The following is a 16,305-nucleotide window of genomic DNA, read 5'->3' on the forward strand; positions in this document are numbered from 1 at the left end:
TGAAATCGGCGTCACCTTTGGTCGCATCCTAGCGGAATTTCCGCATGCCGCGCGGTCCCTGACGGCCGGCCTGGGCCCGCTTGCCCAGCCAGTCCTTCCAGTCGGGCCAGTTGCGGCGACGGCCGCCGCCGTCGGCCCACTCCGGTCCCTGTTCGGCGTTGAACACCGCGACATCGACCAGACCGCCCTGTTTGAAGTTCTGCAGCTTCACCCCCTTGCCGCGGCCCATTTCGGGCAGTTCGGCGAGCGGGAAGATCAGCGCCTTGATGTTTTCGCCGATGGTGGCGACGTGATCGCCCGCCGGGGACTGGGGCACGCGGATCGCGGCCAGCAGGTCGCCGTTCAGCACCTGTTTGCCGCCGCGCTTCTGGGCCAGCAGGTCGTCTTCCGGCGCGATGAAGCCGTAGCCGGCCTTCGAGGCGATGAGCAGCTTGCCGCCGGGCTGGTGGGCCAGCAGGTTGATGATCTCGGCCTTCTCGTCCAGCTCGATCATCAGGCGCAGCGGCTCGCCGTGGCCGCGGCCCGAGGCCAGCTTGTCGGCGCCGATGGTGAAGATGCGGCCGTCCGAGGCGGCGACCAGAAGCTTGTCGGTCGTATAGGCCGGGACCAGGAAGGCCAGGCTGTCGCCCTCCTTGAACTTCAGCTCCGACGGATCCTCGACCTTGCCCTTGGCGGCGCGAATCCAGCCGCGTTCCGACAGGATGACGGTGATGGCCTCGCGCGGGATGAAGGCTTCGGGCGCGACGAAGGCGGAGGTGTCGACGGCCTCGGCGATGGTGGTGCGACGCGGCGAGATCAGGGCCTTGCGGACCACCTCCAGATCCTTGCCGATCTGCTTCCACTGTTTCGCCGGCGAGGTGGACAGTGACTGCAGGTTGGCAAGTTCTTCGGACAGTTCCTTGAATTCATTCTCGATCGCCATTTCCTCGATCCGCGCCAGCTGACGCAGGCGGGTGTCGAGGATGTAGTCCGCCTGCATCTCCGACAGGCCGAAGCGGGCGATCAGGACGGCCTTGGGCTGTTCCTCTTCGCGGACGATGCGGATGACCTCGTCCAGGTTGAGGAAGACGATGCGCAGGCCTTCCAACAGGTGCAGGCGCTTCTCGACGCGCTCGATCCGCCACTGGGCGCGGCGGATGAGGACTTCCTGGCGGTGATCGAGGAAGGCGCGCAGGCAGGCCTTGAGGCCAAGGACGCGGGGGGTGCCGGTGGCGTCCAGCACGTTCATATTGATCGGGAAGCGGACTTCCAGATCGGAAAGCTTGAACAGGCTTTCCATAAGAACTTCAGGCTCTACCGTCCGGGTCTTGGGCTCGAGAATCAGGCGGATGTCTTCCGCCGACTCGTCGCGCACGTCGCCCAGCAGCGGGGCCTTCTTGTTCTCGATCAGGTCGGCGAGCGCCTCGATCAGGCGCGACTTCTGCACCTGATAGGGGATCTCGGTGATGATGATGCGCCAGACGCCGCGGCCCAGATCCTCGGTTTCCCAGCGGGCCCGCAGGCGAACGCCGCCCCGGCCGGTCTCATAGGCGTCGAGGATGGAGGCGTGACCCTCGACCGAGACGCCGCCGGTGGGGAAGTCCGGGCCGGGCACGATCTGCACCAGTTCCTCGGTCGTCGCCTCGGGGTTTTCGAGCAGCAGATGGCAGGCGTCGATCAGTTCGCCGACGTTGTGCGGCGGGATCGAGGTGGCCATGCCGACGGCGATGCCCGACGAGCCGTTGGCCAGCAGGTTGGGGAAGCCGGCGGGCAGGACGACCGGCTCTTCGTCCTGGTCGTCATAGGTGGGGCGGAAGTCGACGGCGTTCTGGTCGATGCCGTCCATCAGCAGGACGGCGGCGGGCGTCAGCTTGCACTCGGTGTAGCGCATGGCGGCGGCGCTATCGCCGTCGATGTTGCCGAAATTGCCCTGCCCGTCGACCAGCGGATAGCGCTGGGAGAAATCCTGGGCCAGACGCACCAGGGCGTCATAGATCGAGGCGTCGCCGTGCGGGTGATAGCCACCCATGACCTCGCCGACGACCTTGGCGCATTTGCGCGCCGCCGCCTGCGGGTTCAGCCGCATCTGGTGCATGGCGTACATGATTCGGCGGTGGACCGGCTTGAAGCCGTCGCGCACGTCCGGGAGGGCCCGGTTGGTGATGGTCGACAGGGCGTAGGCGAGGTAGCGCTTGGACAGCGCATCGCCCATCGGCTCTTCGACAATGCGGCCGCCCTCGGGCGGAGGCGTGTGGATGCTCATGGGTTCCGAATCGGCAATCTGAGCCGACAAGTCTAGCGCAGCCTTGGACTGGCGGGGGACGAAGCGCCGCCTATCTGGGGATCATTGGAGTATCGCCCATGCAGACCGCCCTCACCCGCCGCCTGAACCTGCGCCATCCGATCATCCAGGCGCCGATGGCGGGAACCTCGACGCCGGAGATGGCGGCGGCGGTGACGACAGCGGGCGGACTGGGCTCCATCGCCATCGGCTCGGTCGGGACGGACGAAGCCCGGGCGGCGATCCGGGCGACAAGGGCGCTGACGGACGGGCCGTTCAATGTGAACGTCTTCTGCCACGACCCGGCCGAGGCCGATCCGGCGCGCAATACCGACTGGATCGAAAGCCTGCGGCCGCTGTTCGCGGCGTTCGGGGCCGAGCCGCCGGCGGCGTTGAACAACATCTACCGCAGCTTCCGGGTGGACGATGACGCCCTGGCCCTGCTGATCGCGGAACGACCCGCCGTGGTCAGCTTCCATTTCGGCCTGCCGGACGCGGCCCGGATCGCGGCGTTGAAGGCGGCGGGGATCGTGCTGCTGGCCACGGCCACCTCGCCGGAGGAAGGCCGGGCGGCGCAGGCCGCGGGGATCGACGTGGTGGTGGCGCAGGGCGTCGAGGCCGGCGGGCATCGCGGGGTGTTCGATCCGGCGGACGATCCGCGCTTCGCCACCCTGCCCCTGACCCGGCTGCTGGCGACGACGCTGGACATTCCGGTGATCGCGGCGGGCGGAATCATGGACGGCGCGGGGATCGCGGCGGCGCTGGCGCTGGGGGCGGCGGGCGCCCAATTGGGCACCGCCTTCGTCAGTTGTCCGGAAAGCGCGGCCGGTGCAGTCTATCGGGCGAAGCTGGCCGGGCCGGAGGCGGGACGGACGCGGGTCAGCGCGGCGATCTCGGGCCGTCCGGCGCGGGGGCTGGAGAACGCCTTCATGCGCCGCGCCGACGAGACCCGGATCGCGCCCTACCCCTTCGCTTACGACATCGGCAAGACGCTGAACACGGCGGCCACGGCGGCGGGAGATACCGGCTACATGCCAAACTGGGCCGGTCAGGGCGCGCCGCTGGGTCGGGCGATGCCGGCGGGGGCGCTGGTGGAGACGCTGGCTGCGGAGATGGATCAGGTCCTGGCGCGACTGGGTGATCGTGACGCCCGGCGGTGATCCGATCCGGCCGGGCGACGTATCCAGACCATAGCCGCATGGGCGAGGCCCTCGCATGATCCTGTTTCTGCTCTCCTATCTGGCCGGGGCCCTGACCATCGTCAGTCCCTGCATCCTGCCGGTTCTTCCGTTCGTCTTCGCCCGCGCGGACCGCCCGTTCGTGCGCAACGGCTTCCCCCTGCTGGTCGGGATGGCGGTCACCTTCGCCGGGGTCGCCACCCTCGCGGCGCTGGGCGGCGGATGGGCGGTCCGGGCCAATGAGGTCGGCCGCTGGATCGCGCTGGCGGTCATGGCGGTGCTGGGGCTAAGCCTGCTTGTTCCTTCCGTCGGCGACCGGTTGATGCGGCCGTTCGTGGCCGCAGGATCGTGGCTGACCGATCGTGCGGAGCGGCAGTCGGGCGATGAGGGCGATGTTCGAACCTCCCTGTTGCTGGGCGTGGCGACCGGCCTGCTGTGGGCGCCCTGCGCGGGGCCGATCCTGGGCCTGATCCTGACCGGGGCGGCGCTGCAGGGGGCGGGCGTGGGCTCGACGGTCCTGCTGTTGGCCTATGCCGCGGGGGCGGCCACCTCGCTGGCGCTGGCCCTGCTGACAGGCGGACGGGTGTTCAGGGCGATGAAAGGCGCGCTGGGGGCCGGAGAATGGCTGAGGCGGGGTCTGGGCGCGCTGGTGCTGGCCGGGGTGGTCGCCATCGGTCTGGGGCTGGACACCGGGCTGCTGACCCGCATCTCCGCCGCCGGCACCGGACGCATCGAACAGGCCCTGCTGACCTCTGTGGGGCAAGGCGCGCCCGCGAACCGGGCGCCGGACGATGTGAGCGACCTGCCGGTGGAGGGCATCATGCCGCCGCTGAGAGGCGCGACGACCTGGCTCAACTCCCCGCCCCTGACGACCGAGCAACTGCGCGGCAAGGTCGTGGTCGTCGACTTCTGGACCTACTCCTGCATCAACTGCCTGCGCTCCATCCCCTACGTCAAAGCCTGGGCCGAGAAGTACCGGGACCAGGGTCTGGTGGTGATCGGCGTCCACACGCCCGAGTTCGCTTTCGAGAAGTCCGAAGACAATGTCCGCCAGAACATCGAGCGGCTGGGGGTGACTTATCCGGTCGCGATGGACAACGATTTCGCCATCTGGCGCGCCTTCCGGAACAACTACTGGCCCGCCCACTATTTCATCGACGCGCAGGGGCGCATCCGCCACCACCATTTCGGCGAGGGCGATTACGCGGGTTCGGAGCGGGTCATCCAGCAACTGCTGAGGGAGGCCGGCGCGCAGGTCGCAGACGGGACGGTGCGGGTGGAGGCGCAGGGCGCGGCGGCGCCGGCCGACTTCGCCCGGGTCGCCTCGCCGGAGACCTATGTCGGCTATGGCCGGGCCGAGAATTTCCGCTCGGCCGGCGGCTTCGCGCGCGATGCGGAGAAGGACTACGCCGCCCGCCCCCTGTCGTTGAACGACTGGAGCCTTGCGGGGCGCTGGCGGGTGACGGAGGAGCACGCCGACCTCCGGGCGGCGGGCGGCCGTGTCGTCTTCCGCTTCCGGGCGCGCGACCTGCATCTGGTCATGGGGCCTGGCGCGTCTGGACAGACGCCGCGCTTCCGCGTCCGGATCGACGGCCAGGCGCCGGGACGCGACGCGGGCATGGATATTGATGCGCAGGGGCTGGGCCGGATCGACGGCGAGCGTCTGTATCAGCTGGTGCGTCAGACCGGCGAGGTGCGCGAGCGCACGTTCGAGATCGAATTCCTCGATCCCGGCGCCCGGGTTTTCGCCTTCACCTTCGGCTAGAGCCGCCCCGCCTCGCGCAACTTGTCGATCATCCAGACGCGGGCGGGCGGCAGGGGGCGGTCCAGCGGGTGGAAGACGAACTGCTCGAGGAAATGGCCGGTCAGCTCGAAGCCGTGGCCGATGTCGCCGTCCGCCAACCCCGCCTGGGCGCCGAGCATGAAGGGCGGCAGGTTGAGCAGCTTTCCCGCATAGGGCTCTCCGGCCTCGCGGCTGACGGCGCGGCCGGTGCGGGGGCTGACCCAGCAGAGGTCGTCGGTCGAGCCGGTGGCGGCGCAGCGGCTGAGGTCGAGGCCGAAGCCCAGATCCTCCAGCAGGCCCGCCTCGAAGCGCACGAAGACGGCGGGCCAGACCTCCGGCAGAATGAAGGCGCCCATCAGGGCCTCGAAGGCCAGGAAGGCGCCGGGGTGCGGCTCGCGCTCCGGCAGGGCGCCCTGGGCGACGGCGGCGGCGGCGGCCAGTCCGGTGAGAGCCAGCGGATCGTCAAACAGGGCGCTGGGCCCCTCGCCTACCGGCTCCAGTCGGGCCGAGCCCAACTGGTCGGCGGTCCGGGCGCGGAACTCGGCGACGACGCGGGCGCCGGGCTGCAGGAAGGGTTTCATCTTGCGCGAGGCGCCGCCGGCCACATAGGCGGCGCGACGTCCCTGCCCCTCGGTCAGCAGATCGACCACCACCCCGGTGTCGCCGTGGGCGCGGGCGGAGAGGACGAAGGCGTCTTCGGTGAAGTCCATGTCCCTGCTCTAGCGCGCGGAACGTCCGGGGAACAGACGGCATCGGTTTCCTGAAAGCTTCGCTGTGCAAGGCGGGCGGCGCGGGGTAAGCCTGACGGCGTTCAGTGTTCGCCGGGGGGCATGCCTTGACTGATTTTCCGACGTCCAACTCGCGGCGTCAGGCCCGCAAGCCCAAGAGCTATTCCGGGCCGGTGTTCGGCGGTATCGCCGTCTTCGTCTGGGCCTTCGCCTTCTCGGTCGGTCAGTCGCTGACGAAGGTGACGGGCACGGCCAGCATGCCGGCGGATCTGGCGCTGGGGCTCGGCGTCGGTCTGGCGGGCGGTCTGGCGGGGGCGCTGGTCGTCTGGCTGTTCCTGCAGTTCGTGCTGGGGCGTCGCAAGACGTCGAAGGGGTTGGTGCTGCTGGCGGTTCTGGGCGGCGTCGCGGTCGTGGGGGCGGTGCCGGCGTCCGGCTTCCGGGTGATCGGTGCGGGCATGGCGGCCGAACAGGACGCGATGGTCGCCATCCGTCATGGCGTGGCGGAGCGCCGCGCCGCCGCGCGCGAACGCATGTTCGCGGAGCGTGACGCCCTGGTCGGCCAGGACTTCTTCGAGGCCGTTGATCTGGCCGAGCCGGGTGGATTGCGCCGGGCCCGCGACAAGGTGCAAGCCCTGCGCGAAATGCAGGCCCGGGCCAATGTGCAGGACGAGGGTCTGCGCGCTCAGGCCCGCAACGAGATCGCCGCCATGCCGGTGTCCGGCCCGCGTCGGGCCCAGATGCTCCGCAGCTTCGAGGAAGGCGTGGCGCACGAGAAGGCCGAGACGGCGATCGGGGCCGAACTCAGCACCATGCTGTTCGACGAGATGGACAGCCAACTGACTATTCTGGAGCGGCGTCGCTGGCTGGTGGAGTACGGTCAGATCGCCTTCACCAGCACGTCCGACATGAACGCCTTCAACATCCATGCGACGCGGGTCCAGCAGATCTCCGCCGAACTGGACCAGCGTATGGTCGCTCAGGAACAGAGGATCAGGGCCGCGTCCGCCCGCTACTGACCGGCGCGCACCACATCGACGACGGCCCGGGCCTTGTCGTTGGGGATGGTGAAACTGAGGACGTACTGCTCGATCTTCCAGCCGTCTTCGGTCAGGCGCAGGACGCCCGAGCCGCGGGTGACGCCGTAGCTGGCGTTGTCCAGCACCTCGTCGAACCAGGCGAGGCAGCGGCAGTCGATCGGGGCGATGGTGATCACCCGGTCGCGCGGCGTGTAGGTCCAACCCCGCCCCTGCGCGAAATAGGGCTCGGTGTAGGCGCGGAATTCCGGCAGCGACCAGCGCTCGGTCGCGTCCGTGCCGATGAAGCGGGCGTCGGGGGTGAACAGGCTGAAATAGGCCGTGGTGTCGGCGGCGGTTGAGGCGATGTTGAGCTGGTCCAGCACCCGGCCGATGTCGGCCTCGGCGGTCTGGGTCCCCGTCTGGGCAAAGGCGGCGGGCGCGAGCAGCAGCAGGGCGGCGGTCGCGGCGGCGAGGGTCTTCATGAGCTCAGTCTCCCGATCAGAGAGGCAGGATGACGCGACGGCGTTCGCTTGTCGCCTGTGAACATCGGGTGGTGGACCCGGCTCCGGCAGAGGCCTAGACCCCCAGCGTCACCGTAGCGTCAGAGGTCCTCCCCCATGTCCCGCATCCGCTCCGCCGCCCTGCAGTCCAAGGTCATGTCCGCCGGGGACGCCGCCGCCCTGATCACGCCCGGTTCGACCGTCGGCATGAGCGGCTTCACCGGCTCCGGCTATCCCAAGGCGGTGCCGACGGCGCTGGCGGCGCGGATGGAGGCGGCCCATGAGCGCGGCGAGGCCTTCCGCCTGAAGGTCTGGACCGGCGCCTCGACGGGGCCTGAACTGGACGGCGCCCTGGCCAAGGCCGACGGCATCGAGTTCCGCCTGCCCTACAACTCCGATCCCATCGCCCGCGAGAAGATCAACAATGGCGAAATGGAGTATCTGGACATGCACCTGAGCCAGGTCGCGCCGGTGGCGTGGCAGGGCTTCCTCGGCCCGCTGGATGCGGCTGTGGTCGAGGTGTCGGGCGTCACCGCCGACGGTGAGCTGATCCCCTCCTCCTCGGTCGGCAACAACAAGACCTGGCTGGACCGGGCCGGGAAGATCATCCTGGAGGTCAACCGCTGGCAGAACCCGGCGCTGGAGGGGATGCACGACATCTACTACGGCACCGCCCTGCCCCCGGCGCGCGTGCCGATCCCGCTGGTGCGCAGCGACCAGCGCATCGGCCAGCCGACCTTCCGCGTCGACCCGGACCGCATCGCCGCCATCGTCGAGACGGATGCGCCGGACCGCAACCTGCCCTTCGCGGCGCCGGACGCGTCTGCCCGGGCCATCGCCGGCCACCTGATCGAGTTCCTGCAGCATGAGGTGAAGCTGGGGCGCATCCCCGCGACCCTGCTGCCGCTGCAGTCGGGCGTCGGCAATATCGCCAATGCGGTGATGGCGGGTCTGAACGACAGTCCGTTCGAGGGTCTGACCGCCTATACGGAGGTGCTGCAGGACGGGATGCTGGACATGCTGGAGACGGGCAAGCTGACCGTCGCCTCGGCCACCGCCTTCTCGCTGAGCCCGGAGGCTGCGGCGCGGCTGAACGACGAGATGGCGGCCTTCCGCTCGAAGATCATCCTGCGGCCGCAGGAGATTTCGAACCATCCCGAACTGATCCGCCGCCTCGGCTGCATCGCCATGAACGGGATGATCGAGGCCGACATCTACGGCAATGTGAACTCGACCAATGTCATGGGGTCGCGCATCCAGAACGGCATCGGCGGCTCGGGCGACTTCGCGCGCAACGCCTACATCTCGGTCTTCATGTCGCCCTCGACGGCCAAGGGCGGGAAGATTTCGGCCATCACGCCGATGGCCAGCCATGTCGACCACATCACCCAGGACGTGCAGGTCATCGTCACTGAACAGGGGCTGGCCGACCTGCGTGGCCTGTCGCCCAAGCAGCGGGCGAAGGTGATCATCCAGAACTGCGGCCACCCCGACTATCGCGACGCCCTGGCCGACTATCACGCCCGGGCGCTGGCCGGATCGTACGGCCTGCAGACCCCGCACCTGCTGCCCGAGGCCCTGTCCTGGCACCAGCGGTTCATCGAGACCGGCTCGATGCGGGCGTAAGCCCGGAGGCCTTGGCGGGCCTCTTCGTCTTCTATTTAACCGAACGGTTGACAATGGGGCGGGGTGGGCGCATTTAACTTCTCAGTTAGATACGAAGCGCCCCGATGGAAACCGATCCGCTCTCCGCCAAGTTCGCCGCCCTGGCCGACCCGACCCGTCGGGCCATCCTGGCGCGGCTGACCGAGGGCGAAGCCAGCGTCAACCAGCTGGCCGAGCCGTTCGACATGAGCCTCCCGGCCGTGTCGAAGCATCTGAAGGTTCTGGAGAAGGCCGGCCTGATCAGCCGGAGTCGGGAGGCCCAGTGGCGACCCGCCCGGCTGGAGCCCATGGCCATGAAGGGCATGGCCGAGTGGCTGGAGCACTATCGCCGCTACTGGGAGAAGAGCTTCGATCGTCTGGAAGATTATCTGCGCAAGGTTCAGAAAGGAAACGACGATGGCAACCGAAACTGACAACAATCCGTGCGACACCGACGGCGTCGCCCACGCCTTTGACCTGGTGCTGGAGCGCATCATCGACGCCCCGCCGGAGAAGGTGTTCCGCGCCTATACGGACGCCGCGATCCTGAGCCAGTGGTTCGCGCCCAAGCCGTGGAGCATCACCGATGCGGTGGTGGAGCCGCGCGCCGGGGGACGGTTCAACTTCGTCATGAACGGCCCGGACGGCGAGCGCTTCCCCAACTCGGGGATCTTCCTGGAGGTGGTCGAGAACCGCCGCCTGATCTCGACCGACGCCTTCACGCCCGACTGGAAACCGTCCGGCCAGCCCTTCATGGTGGCGCGGATCGAGTTCGAGCCGACCGCCGACGGCAAGACCAAATACACCGCGACCGCGAGCCACTGGAACGCCGAGACCATGAAGCAGCACGAGGCCATGGGCTTCCACGAAGGCTGGGGCCAGGTGGCCGACCAGCTGAACGAACTGATCAAGACGCTCTGACGTTTGAACGCCGCGCCCGGCCGGTTTCAGGAAAGACGCGATGACCCTTGCAGAAGACCTCGAGACCCGGCCGACGCTGAGGATGCAACGGACCTTCGACGCCCCCCGCGCCCTGGTGTGGCGGGCATGGAGCCAGCCGGAGGTGCTGGTCCTGTGGATGGGGCCGGTCGAGTGGCCCGCCACCCATGTGACGACCGACTTCCGGGTCGGCGGCGAATGGCGCATCCGCCTGACCTCGCCGGAGACCGGTGAGCATCTGTGGCAGGGCGGGACCTATCGCGAGATCGTCGAACCCGAACGCCTCGTCTTCACCTTCAAATGGGACGAGAGCCATGAGGACGGCCCGCCGGTCGACACGCTGGTGACTGTCGAACTGGCCGAGACCTCGGACGGGCGGACGGTAATGGACTTTACCCATCAGGGCCTGAAGTCCGAACAGAGCCTGACCGGCCACAGATACGGCTGGAACAGCACCGCCGACCGGCTGGAGGCCTGGCTGGCGGCCAACCCCGACTGACAAAGAACACAGAGGAGGAGACGACCATGAAGATCGTGACGAGTCTGAGTTTCAAGGGCGAATGCCGCGAGGCCTTCGACTTCTACGCCCGCGTCCTGGGCGGCAAGGTGACCGCAGCCTATCCCTTCGGCGACGGTCCGCCGGACATGCCGATCGGGCCGGAGTACAAGGACTGGCTGATGCACTGCTGGCTGGATGTCGGCGACCAGTCGATCATGGGCGCGGATATCCCGCCGGAGTTCGGCCCGAACATCGACAAGCCGAAGAACGGCTTTGACGTCACCCTGCACACCGAGGACGCGGCGCAGGCGAAGGCCTGGTTCGACGCTCTGTCCGAGGGCGGCACAGTGCTCATGGCCTTCGGCGAGACCTTCTGGTCGCCGGGCTACGGCAATCTGGTCGACCGGTTCGGCATTCCGTGGATGGTGAACACCATCCCGTCGCGGGACTGGCAGCCGCCGCAGGGCTGACGCCGTCTCCGGGGCGGTTTCGGGCCGCCCCGCTCTTCCCTTTCATCGCCGGAGGCACCCATGAAGGCCACCCCCATGGTCTGGACCGGACGCGTGCTGAGCGGACTGTTCGTCCTGTTCATGCTCGGCGCGTCGATCGCCCCGAAATTCCTGATGCCCGACATCGCGCGGGAGGCCTCGCCGCAGGGCGTGCCCGGAAGCGCCATCCTGCTGATCGGCGTGCTCGAACTGGTCGCCACCCTGCTCTACGTCTGGCGACGGACGGCCCTGCTGGGCGCGATCATGATGACCGCCATCCTGGGCGGCGCCATCGCCACCCATATGAACGCCGGAAGCCCCCTGTTCAGTCACACCCTGTTCGGCGTCTGGCTGGGGCTGGTGATGTGGGGCGGCCTGTGGCTGCGCGACGCGGACCTGCGCCAGCGCCTGCCGGTCCGGCGCGTCCCGTGAACGGCTCGACCGCGGGCATGAGGCACAATTTCCGGGGAGCGGACCCGGACGCCTATGAGGCCGCGCAGGACGGCTGGCGGCGTGAGGCCGTCGTGGCCCTGCGGCAGGCGGTGAAGGACGGCGGCGGATCGGACGAGCGGATCAAATGGGGCCATATCGTCCTGTTCGCCGCCGGGCCGGTTTGCCTGATCCGCGCCGAGGACGAACGGGTGCTGTTCGGCCTCTGGCGGGGCAAGCGCCTGCGGGACTTGACGCCCGCACTCAAGGCCAGCGGCAAGTACGAGCTGGCGAACATGACCTTTGGCGAGGGTGATCCGGTGGATGTCGGGGCGATGTCCCGACTGGTCCGGGCCGCCATCGACCTGAATCTGGAACTGGGCGATCCCACCGCCCGCTTGTGAAGATCAAGGGAGACTTCCGATGCGCAAGATCCGACTGGCGACCTTCCTCTCCATCGACGGCGTGATGCAGGGGGCCGGGCGGGCCCGAAGAAGACACGACCGGCGGCTTCGGCCACGGCGGCTGGGTCTGGCCGCATTTCGACGAGGCGGTCGGCGGGCTGATGGGCGAGGCGATGGGCGAGGACTACGACCTGCTGCTGGGTCGCCGGACCTATGAGATTTTCGCCGCCTACTGGCCGACGATGGACGACGAGATCGGCCACACCTTCAACGCCATCAACAAATACGTCGCCGCCGGGCCGGAAACGCCGATGAGCTGGGCGGGCAGCCACCGGCTGGAGGGCGATGTGGTCGAGGCCGTGCGGGCGCTGAAGGCGACCGAGGGGCGCGACCTGCTGATCCAGGGCTCCGGCGAGTTGGTGCATGCGCTGCTTGGCGCGGGCCTGATCGACGAGCTGACCACCCTCACCTTCCCGATCATGCTGGGGCGCGGCAAGCGGCTGTTTGACGACGGGGCCAGTCCGCGCAGCTGGACGCTGGAGAAAAGCACCCCGTCCGCGACCGGCGTGGTGGTCAGCGTCTATCGACTGGCTGGCGAGGTGGTGACCGGATCGGTGGCGGAACAGGAGCCCGGTCCGGCCGAACTGGCCCGTCGCGAACGCTGGGCGCGCGAGGACCGTCAGGCCTAACGCGCCACCACGGTCGGGAAGTCCCGGCCCAGCGCTTCCGCCATGCCCTGCTGGGACAGGAGGAAGACAGCTTCACGCTGGTGATAGTTGTTCGACAGCACGATCACGGTGACGTCCTGATCCGGCTGATAGGTCATCAGGTTGCGGAAGCCGGACCAACTGCCGGTGTGGAAGATCTGGTTGTCGTCGAAGGCGGGCTGGACCTGACGGCCCAAGGCCTTCTCGTAGATGCCGTAGCCCCAAAGGCGGCGAGGCTTGCCGCGTTCGTCGGGAGTGTCGTCCGGCGCGTGGTCGGCGATCATCTGTCGGTAGCTGGTCTCGGACAGGACATGGCCCCGATGCAGGGCGCGTTCCCAGATCAGCAGGTCATCCAGGGTCGAGTAGAGCGCTCCGGCGGCATAGACGATGCTGACGTTGGCTTTCGGCTGGGGCGCGATCCCGCCGACCAGATTGGCATAACCCATCGCCATGTCGGGGCCGCCGTCGTCATAGCCGGTGTCGGCCATGCCCAGCGGATCGAAGAAGGCCTGCCGCAGATAGTCATGCAGCCCCATGCCGGTGATCTCCTCGACCACGGCGCCCAGCAGGTTGAAGCCGGCGTTGTTGTAGCGAACCTTGGTCCCCGGCTCGAACTGCAGGCCGAAGCGCTTCGAGTCCTCGGTCAGCTCGGCGGGCGTGGCGGGGGTGACGCGGCGGACGCCCCAGCCGGGCCGGGCCATCAGGTCGGGAATGCCGGAGGTGTGGGACAGCAGATGGCGCAGCCGGATCGGCTGCCAGGCCGCCGGACAGGGCTGGATGTACTGGCAGACCGGATCATCGACCGACAGCCGGCCCTCGTCCTGCAGGCGCAGGATGGCGGCGGCGGTGAACTGCTTGCTGATCGAGGCGAGACGGAAACGGGTGTTCAGCGCCATGGCCCGACCCTCCTCGCGGTTGGCGGGGCCATAGACCTGACGGAACAGGACCTGATCGCCCTTCGCCACCAGCACGCCGCCGGTGAACTGGCCGGTGGCGCCCCAGTGATCCAGCTGGCCCTTCAGTCCGGGCAGGGTCTCGACGACCTCGACCGGCGGGCGCGGCGGCAGGGGCTCGCTCCGCGCCTCGGGCGACGGCGCGGGGCGGATCAGGCTCCAGCCGACTAGCCCGACGACGGCCAGGAAGAGGACCGACAGAATTGCGAGGGCGAGCCGGGGGTGGTTCCCGGCGCGACGGGGGACGTTGAACACCGAACGCGAACTCTCAGACGTCGTAGTCCAGCCCGAACTGGGCGTAGAGGGCGCGGCTGTCCTGCCATTTGGGATCGACCTTGACGGTCAGGAACAGGTGGACCGGGCGGTCCATCAGCTCGGTCAGCTCCTCGCGCGCCTTCTGGCCGATCCATTTCAGGGTCTGGCCGCCCTTGCCCAGGACGATCGGGCGCTGGCTTTCACGCTCGACATAGATGGTCTGCTCGATGCGGGCCGAGCCGTCCGGCTTGTCCTCGAAGGAGGTGGTCTCGACGGCCGCCGAATAGGGCAGTTCCTCGTGGACGCGCAGATAGACCTTCTCGCGGGTGATCTCGGCGGCCAGGACGCGCATGGGCACGTCGGCGGACTGGTCTTCCGGATAGAGCCACGGCCCGGCGGGCATGGCCTCGGCCAGACGCTGGCCCAGATCGTCGACGCCGTCGCCGCTGAGGGCCGAGATCATGAAGACCTCGCTGTAGACGCCGGTGTCATAGAGCGACTGGGACAGGGCCAGCAGGGTGTCGCGGCGCATGCCGTCGATCTTGTTCAGCGCCAGGATGACCTGTTTTCCGGCCTCCTTGAGGGCCGCGATGATAGTCTGGGTGTCCTCGGCCGAGCGGCGGTCGGCGGCCTGACCGTCTTTGGTCTCGGCGGCGATGTGCGAGGCGGCGTCGATCAGGTGGACGACAACGTCGGCGTCATCCGCCCCGCCCCAGGCCGAGGCGACCATGGCGCGGTCCAGACGGCGGCGCGGGCTGAAGATGCCGGGGGTGTCGACCAGCACGATCTGGGCGTCGCCATAGATGGCGATGCCGCGCACCGGGAAGCGTGTGGTCTGCACTTTTTGGGTGACGATCGAGACCTTGGTCCCGGTCAGCCGGTTGACCAGCGTGGACTTGCCCGCGTTGGGAGCGCCGATGATGGCGGCGAAGCCTGCGCGCTGGTTCTGGATCTCGGTCAAATCACGCCTTCACGTTGGAGAAGGGCCGTCGCGGCCGCTTTCTCCGCGTCCTGACGTGATCGCCCCTGTGCGGTCAAGGGCGGATATCCGGCTACGCTTGCTTCAACAGTGAATGTCGGGGCGTGGTCAGAGCCCGTTCGCTCGACAATTCGATAGGTCGGAAGCGCCCGCCCCTGCCCCAGCGCCCACTCCTGCAGGGCGGATTTGGGGTTGGTCAGAGCCTTCTTCGGATTGGCGGCGAACTCGGGCTGCCAGGCGTGGGCGAAGACCTTGCGCGCCGCCTCGATGCCGCCGTCCAGCCAGACGGCGGCCAGCAGCGCCTCCATGGCGTCGCCCAGCACGCCTTCGCGGCGGCGACCGCCCTGTTTGGCCTCGCCCGGCGACAGGCGCATGGCCGGTCCGACGCCCAGCCGCTCCGCCACGCGGGCGCAGGCGGCCTTGTCGACCAGGGCGTGCAGACGGGCGGACATGTCGCCCTCGTCGGCTTCGGGGAAGTCGCGCATCAGCCGGTCGGCGACCAGCAAGCCCAGCACCCGGTCGCCCAGGAATTCCAGCCGCTGATTGTCCAGGAAGGGGCGGCCGCGGGCGTCCCGCTCGGCGCCCTCGCCCACGCTGGCGTGGGTCAGGGCCTGTTCGAGCAGGGTCGGATCGGCGAAGTCATGGCCGAGGTTGCGCGTGAGCGCACGAACAGCCTCGGCCCGGCGATCCGTCATCAGTGCAGGACTTTGAACCAGCGGCTCAGACGAACCTTGGTGAACCACGACACGGGGTTGCGCAGCGAGGCGCCCTCGTTCCACGAGAACAGGATGATCTCGGCCTTGCCGATCAGGTTCTCGGCCGGGACCAGACCGACGCCGCTCTGGGCCGGATCGACACGGCTGTCGATCGAGTTGTCGCGGTTGTCGCCCATCATGAAATACTGACCCTGCGGCACGATGAAGACCGGCGTGTCGTCCAGCAGGTTGCCGGGGCCAAAGTCCTGGATGCGGTAGGTCTTGGAGCCGTCCGGGAAGGTCTCGTCCAGCTGGGTGATCGGACGGTCGAAGGCATCCGTCAGGTCGGGCGGCGAAACGACCACGTCACGCACGGCCTGGCCGTTGATGTGCAGTACATTGTCGATCATCTGGACCCGGTCGCCCGGCAGGCCGATCAGGCGCTTGATGTAGTCGGTCCGGTTGTCGCTCGGCAGCTTGAACACCACGATGTCGCCGCGCTTGGGCGTCTGTTCGAGGATGCGGCCGTCGAAGATCGACGGGCTGCCGATGATCGAATGCTTCGAATAGCCGTAGGACCATTTCGACACGACGATGTAGTCGCCCTGATAGAGGTTGGGCTCCATCGAGGCGGACGGGATGGTGAAGGGCTGGAACAGCAGGACGCGCAGGACCAGGGCGATCAGCAGGGCGACGGCGATGGTCTTGGCGATTTCCCACAGTTCGCCGAAGAAGCCGGTCGGCTCCTTCTTCGCGGGCTTGGCCTTCTTCGACTTTTTCGTCCGGGCGTAGACCGGCGTGGTGTCGACATCCTCGAACGGGGCGTCGCCGTCGTCGCTCCAGACGGG

Annotated in this window: 18 protein-coding genes; 11 read left to right on the forward strand and 7 right to left on the reverse strand. The window is 68.4% G+C overall.

Annotated features, from left to right (window positions below; all coding sequences use genetic code 11):
- Window positions 1–28: 28 nt before the first annotated feature.
- Window positions 29–2,242: a DNA topoisomerase IV subunit A gene (parC, locus tag ACFQQC_RS13720; protein ID WP_376862994.1), complete on the reverse strand. Its 2,214-nt coding sequence runs from the start codon at window positions 2,240–2,242 to the stop codon at window positions 29–31.
- A gap of 98 nt (window positions 2,243–2,340) precedes the next feature.
- Between parC and ACFQQC_RS13725 the strand changes: the two genes are divergently transcribed.
- Together ACFQQC_RS13725 and ACFQQC_RS13730 are read left to right on the forward strand one after the other, a co-directional pair.
- A complete protein-coding gene (locus ACFQQC_RS13725) occupies window positions 2,341–3,420 on the forward strand; it encodes an NAD(P)H-dependent flavin oxidoreductase (RefSeq protein ID WP_376862995.1) in 1,080 nt (359 codons plus the stop codon).
- Between the two features lie 55 nt (window positions 3,421–3,475).
- A complete protein-coding gene (locus ACFQQC_RS13730; protein ID WP_376862996.1) occupies window positions 3,476–5,203 on the forward strand; it encodes a cytochrome c biogenesis protein DipZ in 1,728 nt (575 codons plus the stop codon).
- Here ACFQQC_RS13730 and recO read toward each other — a convergent pair.
- Window positions 5,200–5,931: a DNA repair protein RecO gene (gene recO, locus ACFQQC_RS13735; protein WP_376862997.1), complete on the reverse strand. Its 732-nt coding sequence runs from the start codon at window positions 5,929–5,931 to the stop codon at window positions 5,200–5,202. The genes ACFQQC_RS13730 and recO overlap by 4 nt on opposite strands.
- Window positions 5,932–6,056: 125 nt before the next feature.
- Between recO and ACFQQC_RS13740 the strand changes: the two genes are divergently transcribed.
- The gene (locus tag ACFQQC_RS13740) at window positions 6,057–6,965 is read left to right on the forward strand and encodes a hypothetical protein (RefSeq protein WP_376862998.1); all 909 of its coding nucleotides are present in this window, start codon (window positions 6,057–6,059) and stop codon (window positions 6,963–6,965) included.
- Here ACFQQC_RS13740 and ACFQQC_RS13745 read toward each other — a convergent pair.
- Window positions 6,959–7,447, reverse strand: coding sequence for a nuclear transport factor 2 family protein (locus ACFQQC_RS13745; RefSeq protein ID WP_376862999.1), 489 nt, complete (start codon window positions 7,445–7,447; stop codon window positions 6,959–6,961). The genes ACFQQC_RS13740 and ACFQQC_RS13745 overlap by 7 nt on opposite strands.
- Window positions 7,448–7,582: 135 nt before the next feature.
- Between ACFQQC_RS13745 and ACFQQC_RS13750 the strand changes: the two genes are divergently transcribed.
- From ACFQQC_RS13750 to ACFQQC_RS13785, 8 genes are all read left to right on the forward strand, one after another.
- Entirely contained in the window at window positions 7,583–9,091 is a 1,509-nt protein-coding gene (locus ACFQQC_RS13750; RefSeq protein ID WP_376863000.1) for an acetyl-CoA hydrolase/transferase family protein, read from the forward strand.
- A 104-nt stretch (window positions 9,092–9,195) separates the two neighbouring features.
- Window positions 9,196–9,543 carry an ArsR/SmtB family transcription factor gene (locus tag ACFQQC_RS13755; RefSeq protein ID WP_376863001.1) on the forward strand — a complete coding sequence of 116 codons (348 nt, stop codon included), beginning with the start codon at window positions 9,196–9,198 and terminating at the stop codon, window positions 9,541–9,543.
- Complete coding sequence (locus ACFQQC_RS13760) at window positions 9,527–10,030, forward strand: SRPBCC family protein (protein WP_376863002.1); 504 nt, start codon at window positions 9,527–9,529, stop codon at window positions 10,028–10,030. The genes ACFQQC_RS13755 and ACFQQC_RS13760 overlap by 17 nt, the downstream gene beginning before the upstream one ends.
- Before the next feature lie 40 nt (window positions 10,031–10,070).
- Window positions 10,071–10,547 (forward strand): SRPBCC domain-containing protein, encoded by a 477-nt coding sequence (locus ACFQQC_RS13765; protein ID WP_376863003.1) that lies wholly within the window; start codon window positions 10,071–10,073, stop codon window positions 10,545–10,547.
- Window positions 10,548–10,573: 26 nt separating this feature from the next.
- Window positions 10,574–11,017 (forward strand): VOC family protein, encoded by a 444-nt coding sequence (locus tag ACFQQC_RS13770; RefSeq protein WP_376863005.1) that lies wholly within the window; start codon window positions 10,574–10,576, stop codon window positions 11,015–11,017.
- A 60-nt stretch (window positions 11,018–11,077) separates the two neighbouring features.
- On the forward strand, window positions 11,078–11,467 hold the full coding sequence (locus ACFQQC_RS13775; protein WP_376863006.1) for a DoxX family protein: 390 nt from the start codon (window positions 11,078–11,080) through the stop codon (window positions 11,465–11,467).
- Complete coding sequence (locus ACFQQC_RS13780; protein WP_376863007.1) at window positions 11,464–11,868, forward strand: DUF1801 domain-containing protein; 405 nt, start codon at window positions 11,464–11,466, stop codon at window positions 11,866–11,868. Before ACFQQC_RS13775 ends, ACFQQC_RS13780 begins: the two co-directional genes overlap by 4 nt.
- A gap of 161 nt (window positions 11,869–12,029) precedes the next feature.
- On the forward strand, window positions 12,030–12,557 hold the full coding sequence (locus ACFQQC_RS13785) for a dihydrofolate reductase family protein (RefSeq protein WP_376863008.1): 528 nt from the start codon (window positions 12,030–12,032) through the stop codon (window positions 12,555–12,557).
- On the opposite strand, the gene ACFQQC_RS13790 is transcribed toward ACFQQC_RS13785, so the two are convergent.
- From ACFQQC_RS13790 to lepB, 4 genes are read right to left on the reverse strand one after another with little or no spacing between them, the layout of a single operon-like run.
- On the reverse strand, window positions 12,554–13,783 hold the full coding sequence (locus ACFQQC_RS13790; RefSeq protein WP_376863009.1) for a serine hydrolase domain-containing protein: 1,230 nt from the start codon (window positions 13,781–13,783) through the stop codon (window positions 12,554–12,556). The genes ACFQQC_RS13785 and ACFQQC_RS13790 overlap by 4 nt on opposite strands.
- Window positions 13,784–13,796: 13 nt before the next feature.
- Complete coding sequence (gene era, locus ACFQQC_RS13795; RefSeq protein WP_376863010.1) at window positions 13,797–14,744, reverse strand: GTPase Era; 948 nt, start codon at window positions 14,742–14,744, stop codon at window positions 13,797–13,799.
- Entirely contained in the window at window positions 14,741–15,457 is a 717-nt protein-coding gene (gene rnc, locus ACFQQC_RS13800) for a ribonuclease III (RefSeq protein WP_376863011.1), read from the reverse strand. The genes era and rnc overlap by 4 nt, the downstream gene beginning before the upstream one ends.
- Window positions 15,457–16,179: a signal peptidase I gene (gene lepB / locus ACFQQC_RS13805; RefSeq protein WP_376863238.1), complete on the reverse strand. Its 723-nt coding sequence runs from the start codon at window positions 16,177–16,179 to the stop codon at window positions 15,457–15,459. Before lepB ends, rnc begins: the two co-directional genes overlap by 1 nt.
- Between the last annotated feature and the right edge of the window lie 126 nt (window positions 16,180–16,305).

This window comes from Brevundimonas sp. GCM10030266 (assembly GCF_042666595.1).
In the GTDB taxonomy this organism is placed as follows: domain Bacteria; phylum Pseudomonadota; class Alphaproteobacteria; order Caulobacterales; family Caulobacteraceae; genus Brevundimonas.

Excerpts from the sequence above, each read along its gene's own strand:
- parC (WP_376862994.1), bottom strand. The coding sequence starts at position 2,242 with ATGAGCATCCACACGCCTCCGCCCGAGGGCGGCCGCATTGTCGAAGAG.
- ACFQQC_RS13725 (WP_376862995.1), top strand. The coding sequence starts at position 2,341 with ATGCAGACCGCCCTCACCCGCCGCCTGAACCTGCGCCATCCGATCATC.
- ACFQQC_RS13730 (WP_376862996.1), top strand. The coding sequence starts at position 3,476 with ATGATCCTGTTTCTGCTCTCCTATCTGGCCGGGGCCCTGACCATCGTC.
- recO (WP_376862997.1), bottom strand. The coding sequence starts at position 5,931 with ATGGACTTCACCGAAGACGCCTTCGTCCTCTCCGCCCGCGCCCACGGC.
- ACFQQC_RS13745 (WP_376862999.1), bottom strand. The coding sequence starts at position 7,447 with ATGAAGACCCTCGCCGCCGCGACCGCCGCCCTGCTGCTGCTCGCGCCC.
- ACFQQC_RS13750 (WP_376863000.1), top strand. The coding sequence starts at position 7,583 with ATGTCCCGCATCCGCTCCGCCGCCCTGCAGTCCAAGGTCATGTCCGCC.
- ACFQQC_RS13755 (WP_376863001.1), top strand. The coding sequence starts at position 9,196 with ATGGAAACCGATCCGCTCTCCGCCAAGTTCGCCGCCCTGGCCGACCCG.
- ACFQQC_RS13760 (WP_376863002.1), top strand. The coding sequence starts at position 9,527 with ATGGCAACCGAAACTGACAACAATCCGTGCGACACCGACGGCGTCGCC.
- ACFQQC_RS13765 (WP_376863003.1), top strand. The coding sequence starts at position 10,071 with ATGACCCTTGCAGAAGACCTCGAGACCCGGCCGACGCTGAGGATGCAA.
- ACFQQC_RS13770 (WP_376863005.1), top strand. The coding sequence starts at position 10,574 with ATGAAGATCGTGACGAGTCTGAGTTTCAAGGGCGAATGCCGCGAGGCC.
- ACFQQC_RS13775 (WP_376863006.1), top strand. The coding sequence starts at position 11,078 with ATGAAGGCCACCCCCATGGTCTGGACCGGACGCGTGCTGAGCGGACTG.
- ACFQQC_RS13785 (WP_376863008.1), top strand. The coding sequence starts at position 12,030 with ATGGGCGAGGCGATGGGCGAGGACTACGACCTGCTGCTGGGTCGCCGG.
- rnc (WP_376863011.1), bottom strand. The coding sequence starts at position 15,457 with ATGACGGATCGCCGGGCCGAGGCTGTTCGTGCGCTCACGCGCAACCTC.